We start from the raw sequence: 18,217 nt of genomic DNA, 5'->3' as shown, positions 1-18,217 counted from the left end.
ATGAAAAGAAGACAGGTTTTAAAAAATATTGGTCTGGGCGCTGGTTATGTTATGGTGGCCCCTGCTGTTTTTAACTTATTGCAAAGTTGTAAAAGCGAACCTAAAAGTGATTGGGAGCCCGTTTTTTTAAACGCTACTAATGGCTATGCCCTAACTAAAGTGCTCGATGTAATTTTGCCTAAAGGCGATACTCCGGGAGCATCAGATCTAAACTTAGCTCAGTTTATTGACAGTTACATGAATGAAGTCGCAGGCGATAAGCAAAAAGAAGAGTTTAAGTCTGGAGCAAATGCTTTTGCCTTAAGCTTTAAAGAAAACTATGATAAAGAACTGATAGACGGTAAAGATGAAGATTTTGAAAGTGCTGTTGCAAAATATTTAGGAGCTGACACAGAAACGCGTGATGGGTATGTAAAACGAATTTCTGAAACTCAGGATCCAGATGCTCCTAAAGCAGATTTTGATGCACATGCAGGATCGTATGCATATTTAAATGCCGTACGTGATTTGGGAGTTTGGGCCTGGAAAAATAGTGAAGAAGTGGGTGAAAACGTACTATGGTATGATCCTATACCGGGAGCTTACATTGGCTGTTTGCCAGAATCTGAAGCAGGTGGCGGAAAAGTGATGTCACTTTAATGAAAAGACGTGTATTTATACAAAAAGGAGCCCTTAGTGGCTCCTTTTTAGCTCTGGGTGGTTCTCAATTATTTGCGATGCAAAACGAGATTAAATTGCCTCAGCGTACATTTAATCTGCATTATGCACCACATTTGGGGATGTTTAAAAATAGCGCAGGTGATGATCCAATAGCGCAACTTCATTTTATGGCAGATCAAGGTTTTACTGCTTTTGAAGATAACGAGATGCGTAATCGTGAAGTTGCATTGCAAAAGAAAATGGCTCAGGTTATGCAACAGCGTAATATGCAAATGGGTGTTTTTGTCGCGCATAAAATTTATTGGACAGCCCCAAACCTTACAAGTGGAAAATTAGATCTTCGTGATGAGTTTCTCAAAGATATAAAGGCATCAATAGAAGTTGCTAAACGAGTGGGTGCAAAATACATGACCGTTGTTCCCGGTTATGTAGATATGTCTCAGAATATAAATTATCAAACAGCACATGTTATTGAGTCTTTAAAACAGGCTGCTGGGCTTCTTGAACCTGAAGATTTAGTAATGGTTTTAGAACCGCTTAATTTTTATAATCATCCTGGTTTGTTTTTAAAAGAAAGCGCGCAGGCTTTTCAAATTTGTAAAGCAGTAGATAGTCCTGCTTGTAAAATTCTGTTTGATATTTATCACCAGCAAATTCAGGAGGGTAATCTTTTACCTAATATTGATGCCTGCTGGGATGAGATTGCTTATTTTCAAATGGGGGATAATCCTGGGCGAAAAGAACCAACTACTGGTGAAATTAATTATAAGAATATATTTAAGCATATACACAGCAAAGGATTTAAGGGTATTTTAGGGATGGAACATGGCAATTCACAACCTGGTATTGCCGGAGAGCAAGCTGTTATAGATGCCTATGTTGCTTGTGACAATTTTCTTTAAAAGATCTGCATCAAAAAACAGGGGTGACTTTTTTAAAAGTCACCCCTGTTTTTATTCTGCTTTTAAGATAGGTAAATGTACTTGGTGATTAATTCTTTTTAAGGTCTAAATAAACCCCATTTGTCCACCCGAAACCATCCTGAGTAGGGTATTCACCACCACCTGCAACAAGTGAGGTGTCAATCACATTATATTTTTCAAGCATTTTACCGGTGCGTTTATAAACCTGATCGTTAAGGTGTAACCATCTTGAAGAAATTTTTTCAGCAAGAGTATTCTTTCCGTAGATTTCAAGACCACGTACAGCAAGCCACTGGTGGGGTGGCCACCCGTTAGGACTGTCCCATTGCTGGGTGTTAATTTTAAGAGTGGTAACCAGACCTCCCGGTTTTAAAAATTGATTTTCTAAAACTTTAGCTACAGATTCTGCTTGTTGAGGTGAGGCCACTTTAAAATACAGCGGATAGACCATAGCTAGAGAAAGGGTAGGAGATGCAGCTTTTTTTGTTAAGTTGTAATCTGTATAAACCCCTTTATCTGCATCCCATAAATAGGTGTCAATTGCGTCCTTACGAGCGCCTGCAGCTGCGACTAATTCTTCGGCACCTTCTGTGTTATTATTAAACCTGCGCGCCTTAGCAAGCATCTGTTCAAGATTATAAAGAAGTGCATTTAAATCTACAGGGATGATCTGAGTAGTTTGTATGGTCGCAATATCATTAGGGTCTTCAAACCATCTGCTGCTAAAATCCCATCCACTCTCGCACGCAGCTGAAATATTTAAATATACTTCTGCGGCATTTCTACCAGACTCTTCTGCTGTGGTCACATCTTCAAGATAACTTTCTGCACGAGGGGTAGTGGTATTACTGTAATATCTGTTTAATAAGCTTCCGTCTGGCATTTTTACAACACGGTCTATAGCAGAATCTTCGGTAAGACCTTCTCCTCCTTTCATCCAGAAATCATATTCTTTTTCAAGAGCATCGTGATATTTTAAAAACACTTCTTTTTCCTCTTTAATACTTGCAAGAAGGTTTACCATTTCTGCAAAAAATGGAGGTTGTGATCGACCTAGATAATAAGTTCTGTTACCATTAGGGATAAAACCTATAGTCTCTATTTGATATGCGAAATTATCTAGAATATTTTCAATTAATTCAACTTCACCGGCATCTTTCAATCCTAATAAAATAAAATAACTATCCCAATAATAAACCTCTTGAAAACGACCACCGGGTACAATATAGGCTTTAGGTAATGAGATTCTAGAACCATTTTCTACCGCATCTGCATCTCTTTTTAAATAGGGCCAAAGTGCATTAATATGTTCTGCTGTTGTACGAGTAGTATCAGATTCAAAAGTTGAAGTAGAAATCTCAGGTAGTGTAAAATTCTCAAGTACAAATGCTTTTAAATCAAAATCAGGAAGATCTTTAAGACGTTTGTAATTTGCTAAAATACTGTCTGAGGGAAATTTAGGCTCGCAATCTACAAATGTTTTTCCGTCAGGAAATACGCGATTGGTTTGTACATCTATAAGGAGATCTCCGTAACGATCTATAGGATCTAGATTTTTATTAGGAAAATTTATTGGTTCCTGTATTGCAGAATCGGTTTGTGATTCTTTTTTACAGGAAGTAACTGATAACGTCATTAGGATTGCGAGTATTAGGGAATAGCATTTAATCATATCAGATTTTATTTAGTGCTAAAAAGCCCAAAAATTAATCAGTTCTGATAACTTTTGGGCTTATAGTTTGTATTTAAGTGTTGCAGCTTTACTCTACAATAAACTTACCTTTCATTACACTATAATGACCGGGAAAACTACAGATAAAGTCATAAGTTCCAGGCTCTGGTGCATCAAATTCTATAGTATCTGACTGACCGCCACCTAGCATTTTTGTATTTACGATTACCGCGTCTGTACCTTCAGGAATATAGCCATTGTCTCTTGCTGCAGAAGCTTTAGCACCAAATGCAGGAATCTCTGTGCCTTGGGTTAGTAAAACAAAATTATGACCCATAACTTCAACAGGTTGTTTGCCAGTATGGCGTAAGGTTAGTTTTACTTTTTTACCCGCAGGAACGCGTATTTCATTTTTATCAAACTGCATTAAATCTGTAGCTAGAAGAACAACTTCAGTTACATTTTCGTCAGCTTTTTTTGACGTAGATGTATTGTTAGCGCCAATTTTTACAGTTTCTTTTTCTTCCTTATTTTCTTTATCTCCACAGTTTACAAGTAAAAGAGAAAGTGCAAAAATAAGTGTGAGTTTAAATGTTTTCATTAGTTTTTATTTAGGTAAGGGCTAATATACGTAACAATTTAGAGTGTGCCAACACTCTCTGGGTGTTAATAGGAATACTTTAAGATTTAACGGTTTGCACATTAAAAAATGCTAATGTGCGCTCTTCATTATACGTAGTTCTTCGTGTAGTCATAAAACCTACATGCCCCCCTTTTTCGGGCATCTCAAGATGTATAAACGGATGCGATTTAGAAACAGCAACAGGATAACATTTCTCATTAAGAAAACTATCGTCTTTAGCGTTTAAAAGTAATACCGGTACTTTTATTTGATTTAAAAACTGACTGCTGCTGCTCTTTGTGTAATAGTCAAGAGCGTCTTTAAAGCCGTGAGCAGGAGCTGTATAATACTCATCAAATAGGCGCAGCGATTTAATTTTCCTGTAATTTTCTGCATTTAACTCTCCGGGAAAATTAGAGAGTTTCATCTTGTATTTAGCTCGTAAATCTTTAAGAAATGACCATCGGTAAATCCAGTTTCCACTTCTTTCTAAGGCGCCTAAAGAATCAAATAAATCTATGGGAGTAGATATGGCAACGGCAGCAATAATGTTATCTGGTCGCTCCCGGTTTTCTCCTAAATATTTTAAAATGAGATTGCCGCCAAGACTAAAGCCACATAAATATAATTGGGTGTTTTTCTTAAAACTATTAATGTGGCTAATAATTTCAGCTACATCTTCTGATGCTCCAGAATGATACGATCTTAATTTAGTATTAATCTCACCGCTACAGCTGCGTAAATTTATGGCTGCACAATCATAACCATGTTTTATGAGTTGCTTCACGGTTCCTAACATATAGGTCCTTTTAGCGGTGCCTTCAAGACCGTGAAAGAGTAAAACTGTTTTTGACAGTTTACTGGTACTCTTAGAATAACTCCAATCGATATCAATAAAATCACCGTCAGATAAAATAACGCGTTCCCGTTTTTGGTAAACGCCATACACGCGCCTTAATTTAGCGGCAAAAATAGTGTTAAAATGTGCGTTTTTGAATGGGCCTCTAGCCGTATATGTTGATTCAATCAATGGCATTAATAGAGAATATCGTCTTTAGGTTTTATACTTTCGGGTAAATTTTCTTCATCAAGCATATCCCGTAAATCTATTTCAATAGTACGACAGAGGGCGGTCATAGGCACATCATTAGCTTTACCTTCAAAAGGATCTTCACTGTTATCTCCTACATATTCCATAGTGGTAAAAATCCACATAATTAGAATGGTAAATGGGATCATTTGTAAAAACATAAAAGCAATTTGCCTAGCGGGTTCGATATCTTCTGAAACGTGATTTTCAAAAATATTTAGCAATCCCAGCGGAAGCAGTAATACAAATATCCACGTAAAAACTTTTGAAAAATAACCGTATTGTCTGGGAAATGGAGTGTTTTTTATACGCTCACACATTCCCTGAAAATCATAGAATTTTGCTAAGGCTTCCTGTAACTGCATTTCTTGAAGGCCATCTATAACCTGATCTTTTCTCAAACGCTGTATTATTAATGCCTGATTTTTTAAAAGGTGTGTAGCAGGGTTTGCCCGGTCTTTTGTCTCCTCATACTCGCTTTGCCCTACATATTGATGTACTTCACTACTTTCTTGATTGCGCTCTGCGTGACGGTCAAAAAGACGTTCTACTAAGGCACCTTCCTGAAGGGTCCAGGTGCGAGGCTGTCTCAATTGAACGCGTAATGCATTGAGCCAGGCGATATGTCTGTAAAATAAATCTCTCCTTATTTCTTTTTCTGCAACAGGGTCATCTATACTTATAAGACTTAATACTCGTATGCCCCAGGTGCGACTCCAGTTTACAATCATTCCCCAAATTTTACGACCTTCCCAAAAGCGATCATAACTCTGACTGTTTTTAAAACCAAGGTAAAAGGATACAGCAATACCAATTACTGTTAGAGGTTCAAAGGGAATATCTATAAAATACCAGCCTAAATAGTGGTAAACAAAAAAAATAGCTAAAGAATATACCAGAAAAAACAGAAGCTCTTTCCACGTGTATCGCAAGATTAATTTCCAGCTTATATTTCTTCTAATTAACATATAAATAATATTATTTCAGCCAAAGATAAAGGCATTTGATGCGACTGTAATACGTATTAAGGTAATTTTAAATAGTATGCACGCATAGGATATTTCAATATATTTGCGTTTTAATAGAGACTTATGTACACTAAACAATTTGAAATACGCTGGAGTGATATTGATGCAAATAGACATCTGGCGAACAGCGCATATATAAATTTTATGAGTCATACACGTATGGCTTTCTTAATGGAAAATGGATTTGGTCATCAAGAAATGGCTAAGTATAACATAGGCCCGGTAGTATTTTATGAGCATATGTATTATTTTAAAGAAGTATTTGCAGGGAAGCCTGTGACGGTATCCCTACAGTTAAAGGGTATCGCAGAAGACGGGATGTATTTTGAATTCTTGCATAACTTTTACGATCATAAAGGCCGAAATTTTGCAAGTTGTGAAATGATGGGTGCCTGGATTGATTTAAAAGAACGAAAACTTACGGCATTGCCCGAAGAGCTTATCGCTAATCTTGCTAAACTAGAACATACAGAAGATTTTAAAATTCTTACCAAAGAAGATACACGCAGGTATGGCAAGAAACCCCAGGATCTAAGTTAAGAAATAGCGGCTTTACTTGTGCGGGTAGATAAATAGACACCTGCAAATATTAAAAGTCCTGCTATTGCGCGTATAGGAGTAATCTTATCTGCACCTACCAGAACTGCAAAAATTACAGCTATTAGTGGCTGTAAATAGATAAAGGCTCCCACAGTAGAAGCTTTTAAAGTTTTTAAGGCGTAGAGGTTAAGAAAATAGGTAGAAAATGTGGTGCCGGCAACCACAAATATCATAATCCATATTGCATTTGATGGCAGTTCTAACCAGTTTACAGCAGTAAATTCGGTTAGCGTAAAAGGTAAGTTGAGAATAACACCACCTAGAAACAGCCATTTCATTAATGTTATTGTTGAGTATTTGTGAGTGATGGGTTTGACTAAAATAAGGTAAACTGCATAGGTTGCCCCATTTACAAAAAACAACACATTGCCTAAAGGTATATTAGGTGCATTAGGTTGCTGCGATGCGCCAAATAATACAAGTACCAGTGCTCCAAGCATTCCTATAGCGATTCCTAAAATTTTAATAAGGCCTATTTTTTCTTTAAGAAAAATTGCAGAAAGTACTAAAAGTATTACGGGAGAAAGTGTAATAATAACCGAACTATTAATAGGAGTAGAAAGGCTTAATCCTTTAAAAAATGCAAGCATATTTATAAACATGCCAAAGACAGCACAACCAAGTAATCTCCAATAATCTTTAGAATCTATTTTTTCTGATTTTGTAAAAATACTTGCCAACCAGAATAAAGAAGCTGCACCTACAACGCGCAATAGTATAAAGCCATAAGCTCCTATGTAATTAGGCATGACTCCTTTTGCTAATGTATGATTTATACCATAAATGGTGCTGGCACCGGTTGCTGCGAGAAGCGCTAATACGCGTTTATTCATATTAGCTTTATAAGTGTATTGAAGCTTTAGCTTCTTCTACTACTTTTTTACTGTTGCCTATAAAAATTTTGTCATTGTTTACAATTACCGGTCTTTTTAGAAAGGTATAGTGTTCTAAAATAAGTTCTTCAAAATCAGGCTCCTCAAGTTTTTGCGTATTTAAACCACGTTCTCTGTAGAGTCGTGCGCGCTTATTAAAGAGCATTTCAAAGCTTCCTGTAAGATTATGCAATTCGTTAAGTTGCTCCTCAGATATGGGGTCGGTTTTTAAATCCTGCTTAATAAATGCTGAAGGCAGTGCGATTTCTTTTAAAATGCGGGCGCAGGTATCGCAGGTAGATAAATAATAGACTTTTTTCAAAATACGAAGTTTAAAATATTCTTCAAGTTACAAAGTAATTGCTTTTACTTCTAAAATAGTACTTTTAGAAAAAATTTAAAACCATGCCCTTTACATTAGAGTATACACTCGATATAAGTCGTAAGAATCGCGAAATATTTAAAGGTTTTCTAAAGACAATATCGCTCAAAGATTTAAATAAAATACCTGCGGGCTTTAATAATAACATCATTTGGAATATTGCGCACGTCATCGCTACACAGCAGGTTTTGGTGTATATGCTTTCTGGCGTAAAGCCTCGTGTATCTTCAGAATTTATAGAAATGTACCGCAAAGGAACTAAACCTGAACGCGATATTTCTCAGGAAGAATTAGTTGAGATATGTGAACTCTTAAGCATTACCATAGACCATACAGCTACAGATTATGTCGCTGGTGTATTTAATGAATTTAAAGAATATACGGTATCTACCGGAAGCACCTTAAGTAATGTTGACGATGCATTGGCTTTTAATAATTTTCATGAAGGCATTCATTTAGGCTCTGTACTGGCCTTACGCCATGCTATAGGTTTGGTTTAATAAACGGAGCAACCTCGCTTAACGCGATCTTAATTGTTATTTGACCTTCAGCATAGGAAGCTACTTCATATGGGTTGTAAATTAAAATCATTTCGTTTTCAGTAAATCCTATATTAGCCGGTAAAATAAAGCTATCATTTTCAAAGAAATAACCAGTACTGTTAATGCTTTCACTTTCAGGAATTTCTTTTTGATTTCTAAATTTTTGCTCTACTAATTTTAGAAAAGCGGGTAGATCATTAATTAGATTTTCCGGGCTAAGAGATTTTCCGTTTTGTTTATCAATATTTAGATAGGTGGTGCTTCCATAACCGTGAGCTCCTCCCCAAAAACTATAAGTTTCAAAAACGATACTTAGTAGTTCTTCGCCATTGTAGCCGGTTGTCGAGTTGCTGGTAAATACATAGCCGGCACTTGTTTCGGGAAACTCATCCTGATAACTTCTGTAACTTGAAATAAAATTTGCGATGGCTTTATCTAGCGTTTTTATTTCGGGGCTTTCATCTGGGTTGATGATAAGATTGCTTATAAGTACGCGTTCTATAGCGTTATTGATAGAATCAGATAATTCGTCTGGACCCTGAGCAGTTAATTTATTAATTTCAATTTCAGGACATATGCCATTTTTACATGGTTCTAGAGTGGTTGCATTGTAAATGGTATTTTTAAAAGTTAACGGAGATTCCTTTTTTTGACAGCTAATTACAACAGATAGGATTACGTAAAAGCAGAAGTATTTTTTCAAATTAATAATTTTTTGCCTGTTAAACATAGGATAAAGGTACATTGATTTTTGGCAAAGCTTACTTAGCAAGGTACATTTACGGTACGATTTAATAAAAGTTTAAAATTTATGAAATTCAATACTAAGACAATACACGGTGGTCAGCACAACACAGATCCTGCTTATGGTAGTGTTATGCCTCCTATCTATCAAACTTCTACCTTTTCTCAAACAACCCCGGGTGGTCATAAAGGTTTTGAATATTCCCGTAGTGGTAACCCTACACGTAAAGCTCTTGAAGATGCATTGGCAAGTATTGAAAATGGAAATTTTGGTTTGGCTTTTGGTTCAGGATTAGCAGCAATAGACGCAATTTTAAAGCTTTTTAAGCCCGGTGATGAGATTATTTCAACAAACGATTTGTATGGTGGGTCCTACCGGTTATTTACAAAGATTTTTGAAGGTTTTGGTTTAAAATTTCGTTTTGTAGGGATGCAGGATACTTCAAAGATTGAAGATGTAATAACAGATAAAACAAAACTTATTTGGGTAGAAACACCTACAAATCCAATGATGAATATTATTGATTTTGAGGCAGTTTCAAAAGTCGCAAAAGCTTATAAATTACTGTTAGCTGTAGATAACACATTTGCCACACCTTATTTGCAACAGCCTTTAGATCTAGGCGCAGATATCGTTATGCACAGTGTTACAAAGTACCTGGGCGGTCATAGCGATTTAGTTCTAGGCGGACTTATTGTAAAAGATAAGGAGTTGGCAGATAGGTTATACTTTATTCAAAATGCAAGTGGTGCTGTTTGCGGGCCTCAAGATAGTTTTTTAGCACTACGCGGAATTAAAACTCTTCATGTACGTATGCAACGTCATTGTGAAAATGGAAAGGCAGTTGCACATTTCTTAAAAGAGCATCCTAAAGTTGATAAGGTTTACTGGCCTGGTTTTGAAGATCACCCTAACCACGATATCGCAAAGAGGCAAATGAACGATTTTGGTGGAATGGTTTCTTTTACAACTAAAAATGATTCGCTTGAAGGTGCAGTTTCAGTCGTTGAAAATTTAAAAGTATTTACTCTTGCTGAAAGTTTAGGAGGCGTTGAAAGTCTTGCGGGACACCCGGCGAGTATGACGCATGCAAGTATACCCAAAGAAGAGCGTGAAAATTTAGGAATAAAAGATTCTTTAATACGATTGAGTGTGGGAATAGAAGATATAGATGATCTTCTAGAAGATTTAAAACAAGCTCTTAACTAGAGCGATAATAGTAGTTTTAGAAATTGAGGTAGTAGATATACCCAATATTTAGCCAGACTATAGAATCATCATATCTATTGGGCGGGTAAAACTCTTCATCAGGATTTAAGCCATCTACCCAGTTAGAGTAATATTTGTGATAGCGCAGCTCCAGGTTTATATCGCTTAATTCACCTATTTTGTATCTGATACCTACGCTTCCTGTAAGCGCCCAGGTATTGCCAGAGCTATCGTCAATACCGCCTAATTTACCATCACCTATAAGAAAATCATCAAAATAGATATCTTCAGGCGTTGCTCCTTCCACATCCTGAATAGAAGAGTAGGATGGGTTAAAGCCTACATAATGAGCACCTAAACTTATATATGGTGCTACTTTATAGCCGCCTGCTTGAAAATCACGAATACTTTTAGGAAAATATTCAATTTGCATACCTAATTCAAAAACGAGAGAAGACCCTTTGTGATCTCTTAAGTCATAACCTTCGGGGGTTTCTTTTTGAGACTCAATACCCTCGTGTGTAAACTTGGAGTAGTGTAAATCTGCTTCAGTTCTTAACTTAAAATGGTCGTTAAAGTATTTATCCCGTGTATAGCAGTTACAATCAGAGCGATAAGCGAAGTTCATATAATGAACAATACCAACCCCAATCCCTATATTATTCAAATTTGTATCTACATTTTCGCGCAAACCAAAATCAGATTGAAAAAGTAAGGGGCCTGCGATTATTCCTACTTCATTTGAGAAGCCAAACTGAGCATTGCTTTTGAAAGGCATTGACAAACAGATGAATAATACCGCAAAGATGATTTTGGTATTCATTGATAATTGGGGATATTTATACGACAAATATACTAAAACATCCGATTTAACCTAAAATTATGCACTTCCTAGAATATTACATCTAAAAAATCTAAAAATACAGGTATTAAATTAAGAATATGGAAAATATATACCCTTATTTTTATTGATATCATATATTTGCACTGCATTAGCGTGTAGAATATTATAAATAGTAAAAACTTTAATATGTCAGATAGCATTAAGAAGTTCGTTGACTTTGTAGAAAAGGCAAATCCTAATGAACCAGAATTTATTCAGGCGGTTCAGGAAGTAGCAGAAACTGTAATACCTTTTATAGAGAATAACCCAAAATATCAAGATAAAAAATTGTTAGAGCGCATGGTAGAACCAGAGCGTGCAATTTTATTTAGAGTAACCTGGGTTGATGATCAGGGAGAAACGCAAATAAATAAAGGGTATCGTGTAGAATTTAATTCTGCTATAGGTCCTTATAAAGGTGGTCTTCGTTTTCATCCTTCAGTAAATTTAAGTATTCTTAAGTTTTTAGGTTTTGAGCAGGTTTTTAAGAACAGTCTTACTTCACTGCCTATGGGTGGTGGTAAAGGGGGTTCAGACTTTAATCCCAGAGGTAAGAGTGATGCTGAGGTTATGCGATTTTGCCAGAGTTTTATGACAGAATTATACCGTCATATAGGTCCTAATACAGATGTTCCTGCCGGTGATATAGGTGTAGGTGGTCGTGAAATAGGCTATATGTTTGGTCAATATAAGCGCATTCGTAATGAATTTACAGGTATTCTAACCGGTAAAGGTCTTTCTTACGGAGGTTCTAAAATACGTCCTGAAGCTACAGGTTATGGAAATGTATATTTCACTAAATACATGTTGAATAATATAGGGGAGAAGCTTGCCGGTAAAACGGTAGTCATTTCCGGTTCTGGAAATGTTGCTCAATATGCAGCAGAAAAGGCAACGCAGCTTGATGCAAAAGTTATTACGATGTCAGATTCTGACGGTTTTATTTACGATGCAGCCGGTATAGATAAGCATAAGCTTGCTTACATAATGGAAATTAAAAATGAGCGTCGCGGCCGTATTAAGGAATATATAGATAAATATCCTGATGCTGAGTTTCACGAAGGTAAAACACCTTGGGGTGTCAAATGTGATATTGCGCTTCCATGTGCAACTCAAAATGAATTAGACAAAAAAGACGCAGAATTACTGGTTAAAAATGGAGTAATGAGCGTAGGTGAAGGGGCGAATATGCCTTGTACACCAGAAGCTGTTGAGGTATTTGTAAAAGCAAAAATCTTATTCTCACCAGGTAAAGCTTCTAATGCAGGTGGTGTTGCTACCTCTGGTTTAGAAATGTCTCAAAACAGTATCAGATACAACTGGTCTGCAGAAGAAGTAGATCAAAAACTTCACGAGATTATGTATGACATTCATAAAGCCTGTGTAGAATATGGTACTCAAGAAGATGGTTTTGTAGATTATGTAAAAGGTGCAAACATAGCAGGCTTTGTAAAAGTGGCAGATGCTATGCTGGCGCAGGGAATTGTATAAGAAAGATTTCTTTTTAAATAGATTAAGACCCCGATACCGCTTCGGGGTTTTTTTATGGCATAAATTGTACTTTTAGCTTCTTATTAAGTCCCTTTGATGATCAAAAAAATCCTTTTTGTATTGGTTTTTTTATTCCCTTTACTGTGTATAAAGGCACAGAGTTATGCAGATTTCTGGACGGGTTACTTTTCTTACAATACTATTGTTTCTATTTCTGAGGGAGATGCAGAAATTTATGCAGCATCACAAAATTCTGTATTTAGTTACGCGCTTAATTCAAACGCAATTAAAACCTTTTCTACAATTGAAGGTTTAACAGGTGAAGCGATAAGTACCATACACTACAGTAAATCAGCCGGTATTCTCTTTGTAGGCTATCTTTCAGGATTAGTTGATCTGGTAAAACCAGACGGCAGTGTTTCAACTTTAGTGGCGATACGTGATAAAACGGCAATTCTTCCGTCAGAAAAAACGATAAATGATTTTTATGAATACGGCAACACCCTTTACATTGCTACGGGTTTTGGTATTTCTCTTTTTGACCTTGCGAGATTAGAATTTGATGATTCGTATTTTATAGGTGATAATGGTGCGCGCATACCTATTCTACAAACCACAATTTTTGAAAATTATATTTATTCAGCTTCACCTACAGGTGGTTTGCGAAGGGCTTTGGCAACTGCCGACAATCTTATTGATTTTAGAAACTGGGAGACCGTAGATTCCAGGAGTTGGTTGGGAATACAAACATTAGCAAATTCTCTTTTTGGTATAACCGCAGATCAAAATTTGCAACAACTAACAGCAGATTCATTTAATGCAGTTGCATCTTTTTCAACTCTACCCAAACAATTAAAAGCTTCTAATAGTGATTTGATTGTAACTTTTAATGACGAGATTCTATTATTTAATGCTCAGGGAAGTTTGATTTCTAGGATTATGACGAGTTCTCAATATCCTGATAATTTTAATGCAGCTCTCACTTTTGAAGACCAACTGTATACCGGCACACAACAAAACGGACTCTTAATTAGCTCTAAAACTACGCTTGAAGATGCGCTTAAGATAATACCAGACGGGCCATCGCGCAATGATCCTTTTGCGATTGAAGCTGCCCCGGGAGAATTATGGGTTGCATATGGGGATTACAGCGACTCTTATAATCCGTATCCTTTAAAACAACGAGGAGTGAGCAATTTAAGCGAAGAGGGTTGGTTAAATATTCCGTTTAATGAGCTCTTAGGGGCAAATAACATTACAAATATCACTTTTAACCCAGAAGATAACAGTCAGGTGTTTATGAGCTCATACAACTCGGGACTATTAGAGTTTGCAGATAAAATACCTGTACAGCTTTACGATGAGACTAATAGTGGGCTAAGTGATGTGCCTGTAAATCCTACAGATGTGCGTATTAATGGAGCAGCATTTGATCGAGAGGGTAATTTATGGCTTACAAATAGCCTTGTAAAAAACGCACTTGCTAAAAAAACGGGTGCTACTATTCAAGGAATTACTGTAGAAGATATTTTACCAGATTTTAATCAAATTAATGGTTATACGCAATTAGTCACAGATCGAAGAGGCTTTGTATATTTTGGGTCATCAAACCGCGGATTGTTAGGTTACGACCCTGCTACCAATACCTTTGCCCGTCTTAATGCAGAGCGCTCAAACTTACCTTCTAATGCGGTACTTTCTTTGGCGATTGATGCTAATGGTAGTTTATGGATGGGTACTTCAGCAGGCTTGCGGGTATTATTTAATCCTTCTCAAATGTTTGAAAATCCCGAAATTCAAGCGCGGGAAATTATTATAGAAGACAATGGTATAGCGGTAGAGCTACTTAGTGAGCAAGTAATACGTTCAATAGCTGTTGACGGTAATAATAATAAATGGGTTGGGACTGTATCTAGCGGTGCGTTTAGCTTTAATGCTAATGGTCAGGAAACCCTACAAGAATTTAACCGGCGCAATTCACCCTTGCCTTCAAATAATATTCAGGATATTACCATTGATGATTCGTCTGGTGAGGTCTTTTTTGCAACTCCTTTAGGCTTAGTTTCTTTTAGAGGAAATGCGGTAGCTCCAGAAGAAACCTTAGACAATGCCCGGGTCTATCCCAATCCTGTTAGACCGGGCTTTAATGGTTTAGTAACTGTAGATGGCTTGACAGAAAATGCAAACATTAAAATCACAGATCTTAATGGTAATCTGGTGTATGAAGAAATTTCTGAAGGAGGAAGTATACAATGGGATACAACCGCTTTTGGAAAATACAGAGTTGCCTCTGGTGTTTATTTTATTCTGATTACAGCCGAAGATGCTACGGAAACTAAAGTCGTTAAACTCATGATTATACGCTAATGTTAGTAACCACACGTGCGTTAGTGATTTCGGCTTTAAAATATGGCGAGGCAGATTTAATCGTTAAATGTTTTACCGAAGAAGCGGGTCTTAAATCTTATTTATTGCGTTCTATTTTAAAGTCAAAAAAGGGAAAGCTTCGTACGGCTATGTTTCAACCTGCAACGCAGCTTGAAATCGTTGCGATGCACAAAGATAAAGGTACTTTAGAAAGTATTCGTGAGGCAAAAGTTTTACAACCCTATGTGAGTTTGCATACAGATATTTTAAAGTCGAGTATAGTTCTTTTTCTTTCAGAAATGTTGCGTAATGTTATTCAGGAAGAAGAAGAGAACAGGCCGCTGTATTCCTATTTAGAACATGCTTTTATGTGGCTCGATTTACATACGCACACCGCTAATTTTCATTTATTATTTCTTCTGGAGCTCACTAAATATTTGGGCTTTTACCCCGATACTTCAAATATAGATTTACCAAATTTTAATCTGGAGTCGGGTAATTTTGAGCGTATAGAAACTTTATACAGTATTTCCGAAGAAAATTTAGATACATTAAAAAGTCTTCTGGGTACAAATTTTGATGCATTATCTGGCATAAAATTGAACCAGAAACGCAGGGCGGCCTTTGTAAATATGCTTTTGAGCTATTATGAATTACATTTGCACAGCTTTAAAAAACCCCGGTCTCTGGCGGTTTTAAGCACGCTTTTTAACTAACCACAACCTATGCGCTTACCTTATATATCGGTATTTTTTTTACTAAGCTTTTGTCTTGTTCACGCTCAAAAAATTACAGTTTATGATAATTTGAGTCAGGTTCCGGTTGAAGGTGCGGCATTGTATAATGCGACAAAGACAAGCACTGCAGTAACAAATGATAAGGGTATTGTAGATATATCACTATTTACAAATTCTGAAACCATTTATATTTCTCATGTTTCACATATTCTTAAAAAAACAACTAAGGCGGCTCTGATTGCTTCGGGTAATCAAGTGTTTTTGTTAGATGATGAGAACCAACTGAATGAAGTTGTGCTTTCGGTTTCAAAATTTGAACAACAAGGACGTGATATCACTCAAAAAGTAATTCGGCTTGATGCTGAAGATGTAGAACTTAAAAACCCGCAGACTGCTGCAGATTATTTGAGTCAGAGTGGGCAGGTCTTTGTGCAGAAAAGTCAGTTGGGCGGTGGCAGCCCTATGATTAGAGGTTTTTCTACAAACCGTTTGTTGATTACCGTTGACGGTGTACGTATGAATACCGCCATATTTAGATCGGGAAATCTTCAGAATGTAATCAATATAGACCCATTTACTATAGATCAAACTGAAGTTATTCTAGGTCCCGGTTCTGTCGTTTATGGTAGTGACGCGGTAGGTGGTGTGATGAATTTTTATACAAAAAAGCCGTCATTTTCTTTTGAAGAGGGTAATGATTTCTCAGGAATGGCCTTAAGTCGGTATGCAACTGCAAATAACGAAAAGACAGGACACCTTGATATTAATTTCGGTTTAAAAAGGTGGGCTTTTCTAAGTAGTATAAGTTATTCTGACTTTGACGACCTGCGTATGGGCGGGCATGGTCCCGATGATTACCTAAGACCAGAATACGTTAAAATTATAGATGGTGTTGATACCGTTGTAGAAAATGAAGACCCACAAGTTCAGATTCCTACAGGATTTAATTTGCTTAACCTCACTCAGAAAGTGCGTTTTATGCCTAATAGTATTTGGGATTTTAATTTGGGTTTGCATTACAGCACCACTTCAGACTATTCTAGATACGATCGTTTAACCCGTAAACGCGGTGATCAATTGCGTTCTGCTGAGTGGTATTACGGTCCGCAGACCTGGTTTTTAGGAAATCTTCAGGTAGATAAAAAGGGGAATGGAGATATTTATGATGACGCAAAAGTAACTGCGGCTTACCAATATTTTAAAGAAAGTAGAAACGACCGGGATTTTGGAAAACCTACACTATATTCAACCGAAGAGCAGGTAAATGCCTATTCTTTAGGACTAGACTTTACTAAAAAACTTTCTGAAAACAGGTTATTTTACGGTTTAGAATATGTGTACAACAAAGTAAATTCCTTCGGAAATCAAACTAATGTAGAAACTGGTGAGCGGGCTGCAACAGCCAGTAGATATCCTGATAATTCGAGTTGGCAATCTCTAGCTGCCTATTTAAGTGGCCAATTTAATCTTGCTGAAAAATTAACCCTTCAAACAGGCTTGCGCTACAATCATATTTTAATTAATGCTGCATTTGACGATACTTTTTATGACTTCCCTTTTGAAAAAGCAAATGTAAACTTTGGAAACCTCACCGGTTCTGCAGGTTTAAACTGGCAGACTAGCGAGATGCTTGATTTAAAATTAAATCTGGGGACGGCCTTTAGAGCGCCTAACATAGACGATATAGGTAAAATATTTGATAGTGAGGCGGGATCTGTAGTGGTGCCTAATCCTAATTTGAAAGCAGAGTACGCCTATAATGCAGAGATAGGTGCAGTATTTAAAGTTGGCGAATTACTCAGATTGGATTTAACTACGTATTATACGCATTTAGAAAATGCATTAGTGCGTCGCGATTTTAATCTTGAGGGCGTAACGGTTATTGATTATCAGGGAGAACCTAGCAATGTGCAGGCGATTCAAAACGCAGCACGTGCAGAGGTTTATGGTATCGAAGCCGGTTTAGAGTATTTATTTGCTAAAAATATGAAGTTCACCTCTCATATAAATATTACAGAAGGCAGCCAGGAAGAAGATGATGGCAGCGATGCACCCCTGCGCCATGCGGCTCCATTATTTGGGAATACACATTTAATTTACCGACTCAAAAAATGGAAGTTTGACGCCTCTGCAGAATATAATGGGGAGATTGCTTATGCAGATCTTGCACCTTCTCAAATTGCAAATGATTATTTATATGCACTTGATGCAGACGGGAATCCGTATTCTCCCCGCTGGTACACGATCAATCTGTATAGCGAATACCAGATCGCTAAAAACTGGAAAGCTACCGCAGCTTTAGAAAACATTACTGACCAGCGCTACCGCCCGTATTCTTCAGGAATTTCGGCGCCGGGACGGAATTTGGTTTTAGCAGTGAAATACACATTTTAA

At 36.9% G+C, this 18,217-nt stretch carries 16 protein-coding genes and 1 pseudogene; 9 read left to right on the top strand and 8 right to left on the bottom strand.

The genetic code is table 11. The features are described 5' to 3' along the window. Together ACEN25_RS14105 and ACEN25_RS14100 are read left to right on the top strand one after the other, a co-directional pair. Positions 1-639, top strand: a complete 639-nt coding sequence (locus tag ACEN25_RS14105) for a gluconate 2-dehydrogenase subunit 3 family protein (protein ID WP_396509850.1) — start codon at positions 1-3, stop codon at positions 637-639. Beyond that, positions 639-1,562, top strand: coding sequence for a hydroxypyruvate isomerase family protein (locus ACEN25_RS14100; RefSeq protein ID WP_441803465.1), 924 nt, complete (start codon positions 639-641; stop codon positions 1,560-1,562). Before ACEN25_RS14105 ends, ACEN25_RS14100 begins: the two co-directional genes overlap by 1 nt. An 88-nt stretch (positions 1,563-1,650) precedes the next feature. Here the strand turns inward: ACEN25_RS14100 and treF are convergent, their stop codons facing one another. From treF to ACEN25_RS14080, 4 genes are all read right to left on the bottom strand, one after another. Beyond that, positions 1,651-3,219 (bottom strand): alpha,alpha-trehalase TreF, encoded by a 1,569-nt coding sequence (gene treF, locus ACEN25_RS14095; protein ID WP_441803464.1) that lies wholly within the window; start codon positions 3,217-3,219, stop codon positions 1,651-1,653. 124 nt (positions 3,220-3,343) lie between these two features. After that, complete coding sequence (locus ACEN25_RS14090; RefSeq protein ID WP_441803463.1) at positions 3,344-3,856, bottom strand: plastocyanin/azurin family copper-binding protein; 513 nt, start codon at positions 3,854-3,856, stop codon at positions 3,344-3,346. A gap of 79 nt (positions 3,857-3,935) precedes the next feature. After that, positions 3,936-4,913, bottom strand: a complete 978-nt coding sequence (locus ACEN25_RS14085) for a YheT family hydrolase (RefSeq protein ID WP_441803462.1) — start codon at positions 4,911-4,913, stop codon at positions 3,936-3,938. Then, positions 4,913-5,935: a bestrophin family protein gene (locus tag ACEN25_RS14080; RefSeq protein ID WP_441803461.1), complete on the bottom strand. Its 1,023-nt coding sequence runs from the start codon at positions 5,933-5,935 to the stop codon at positions 4,913-4,915. The genes ACEN25_RS14085 and ACEN25_RS14080 overlap by 1 nt, the downstream gene beginning before the upstream one ends. Positions 5,936-6,058: 123 nt before the next feature. Between ACEN25_RS14080 and ACEN25_RS14075 the strand changes: the two genes are divergently transcribed. Next, complete coding sequence (locus ACEN25_RS14075; RefSeq protein WP_441803460.1) at positions 6,059-6,535, top strand: acyl-CoA thioesterase; 477 nt, start codon at positions 6,059-6,061, stop codon at positions 6,533-6,535. Here the strand turns inward: ACEN25_RS14075 and ACEN25_RS14070 are convergent. Beyond that, positions 6,532-7,428 carry a DMT family transporter gene (locus tag ACEN25_RS14070; RefSeq protein WP_441803459.1) on the bottom strand — a complete coding sequence of 299 codons (897 nt, stop codon included), beginning with the start codon at positions 7,426-7,428 and terminating at the stop codon, positions 6,532-6,534. The two genes, ACEN25_RS14075 and ACEN25_RS14070, sit on opposite strands and share 4 nt — an antisense overlap. 7 nt (positions 7,429-7,435) lie before the next feature. Then, complete coding sequence (locus ACEN25_RS14065; RefSeq protein WP_441803458.1) at positions 7,436-7,789, bottom strand: arsenate reductase family protein; 354 nt, start codon at positions 7,787-7,789, stop codon at positions 7,436-7,438. Positions 7,790-7,872: 83 nt separating this feature from the next. On the opposite strand from ACEN25_RS14065, the gene ACEN25_RS14060 reads away from it, so the two are divergent. After that, positions 7,873-8,349, top strand: coding sequence for a DinB family protein (locus ACEN25_RS14060; RefSeq protein WP_441803457.1), 477 nt, complete (start codon positions 7,873-7,875; stop codon positions 8,347-8,349). Here ACEN25_RS14060 and ACEN25_RS14055 read toward each other — a convergent pair. Next, entirely contained in the window at positions 8,333-9,094 is a 762-nt protein-coding gene (locus ACEN25_RS14055) for a DUF3298 domain-containing protein (RefSeq protein WP_441803456.1), read from the bottom strand. The genes ACEN25_RS14060 and ACEN25_RS14055 overlap by 17 nt on opposite strands. 105 nt (positions 9,095-9,199) lie before the next feature. On the opposite strand from ACEN25_RS14055, the pseudogene ACEN25_RS14050 reads away from it, so the two are divergent. Further along, a pseudogene (locus tag ACEN25_RS14050) lies at positions 9,200-10,345 on the top strand (cystathionine gamma-synthase); the annotation flags it as partial. A 16-nt stretch (positions 10,346-10,361) separates the two neighbouring features. On the opposite strand, the gene ACEN25_RS14045 reads toward ACEN25_RS14050, so the two are convergent. Next, positions 10,362-11,168, bottom strand: a complete 807-nt coding sequence (locus tag ACEN25_RS14045; RefSeq protein WP_441803455.1) for a THC0290_0291 family protein — start codon at positions 11,166-11,168, stop codon at positions 10,362-10,364. A gap of 207 nt (positions 11,169-11,375) precedes the next feature. On the opposite strand from ACEN25_RS14045, the gene gdhA reads away from it, so the two are divergent. The 4 genes from gdhA to ACEN25_RS14025 all read left to right on the top strand — a co-directional run bounded on the left by gdhA (position 11,376) and on the right by ACEN25_RS14025 (position 18,217). Next, positions 11,376-12,719: an NADP-specific glutamate dehydrogenase gene (gene gdhA / locus ACEN25_RS14040; RefSeq protein ID WP_441803454.1), complete on the top strand. Its 1,344-nt coding sequence runs from the start codon at positions 11,376-11,378 to the stop codon at positions 12,717-12,719. A 96-nt stretch (positions 12,720-12,815) separates the two neighbouring features. Then, on the top strand, positions 12,816-15,086 hold the full coding sequence (gene porZ, locus ACEN25_RS14035; protein WP_441803453.1) for a type IX secretion system anionic LPS delivery protein PorZ: 2,271 nt from the start codon (positions 12,816-12,818) through the stop codon (positions 15,084-15,086). Continuing rightward, the gene (gene recO / locus ACEN25_RS14030) at positions 15,086-15,802 is read left to right on the top strand and encodes a DNA repair protein RecO (protein ID WP_441803452.1); all 717 of its coding nucleotides are present in this window, start codon (positions 15,086-15,088) and stop codon (positions 15,800-15,802) included. The genes porZ and recO overlap by 1 nt, the downstream gene beginning before the upstream one ends. Positions 15,803-15,811: 9 nt before the next feature. Further along, positions 15,812-18,217, top strand: coding sequence for a TonB-dependent receptor plug domain-containing protein (locus ACEN25_RS14025; RefSeq protein WP_441803451.1), 2,406 nt, complete (start codon positions 15,812-15,814; stop codon positions 18,215-18,217).

Source organism: Leeuwenhoekiella sp. W20_SRS_FM14, from assembly GCF_052119605.1.
Taxonomy (GTDB): Bacteria; Bacteroidota; Bacteroidia; order Flavobacteriales; family Flavobacteriaceae; genus Leeuwenhoekiella.
The sequence above is the reverse complement of the archived record's forward strand: the minus strand, read 5'-3'. Positions and strand labels throughout refer to the sequence as shown.

Bases quoted from the DNA above. Each gene is read 5' to 3' on its own strand.
- ACEN25_RS14100 (WP_441803465.1), top strand. From the start codon at position 639: ATGAAAAGACGTGTATTTATACAAAAAGGAGCCCTTAGTGGCTCCTTT.
- ACEN25_RS14070 (WP_441803459.1), bottom strand. From the start codon at position 7,428: ATGAATAAACGCGTATTAGCGCTTCTCGCAGCAACCGGTGCCAGCACC.
- gdhA (WP_441803454.1), top strand. From the start codon at position 11,376: ATGTCAGATAGCATTAAGAAGTTCGTTGACTTTGTAGAAAAGGCAAAT.
- porZ (WP_441803453.1), top strand. From the start codon at position 12,816: ATGATCAAAAAAATCCTTTTTGTATTGGTTTTTTTATTCCCTTTACTG.
- recO (WP_441803452.1), top strand. From the start codon at position 15,086: ATGTTAGTAACCACACGTGCGTTAGTGATTTCGGCTTTAAAATATGGC.
- ACEN25_RS14075 (WP_441803460.1), top strand. From the start codon at position 6,059: ATGTACACTAAACAATTTGAAATACGCTGGAGTGATATTGATGCAAAT.
- ACEN25_RS14025 (WP_441803451.1), top strand. From the start codon at position 15,812: ATGCGCTTACCTTATATATCGGTATTTTTTTTACTAAGCTTTTGTCTT.
- treF (WP_441803464.1), bottom strand. From the start codon at position 3,219: ATGACGTTATCAGTTACTTCCTGTAAAAAAGAATCACAAACCGATTCT.
- ACEN25_RS14105 (WP_396509850.1), top strand. From the start codon at position 1: ATGAAAAGAAGACAGGTTTTAAAAAATATTGGTCTGGGCGCTGGTTAT.
- ACEN25_RS14080 (WP_441803461.1), bottom strand. From the start codon at position 5,935: ATGTTAATTAGAAGAAATATAAGCTGGAAATTAATCTTGCGATACACG.
- ACEN25_RS14090 (WP_441803463.1), bottom strand. From the start codon at position 3,856: ATGAAAACATTTAAACTCACACTTATTTTTGCACTTTCTCTTTTACTT.
- ACEN25_RS14045 (WP_441803455.1), bottom strand. From the start codon at position 11,168: ATGAATACCAAAATCATCTTTGCGGTATTATTCATCTGTTTGTCAATG.
- ACEN25_RS14060 (WP_441803457.1), top strand. From the start codon at position 7,873: ATGCCCTTTACATTAGAGTATACACTCGATATAAGTCGTAAGAATCGC.
- ACEN25_RS14085 (WP_441803462.1), bottom strand. From the start codon at position 4,913: ATGCCATTGATTGAATCAACATATACGGCTAGAGGCCCATTCAAAAAC.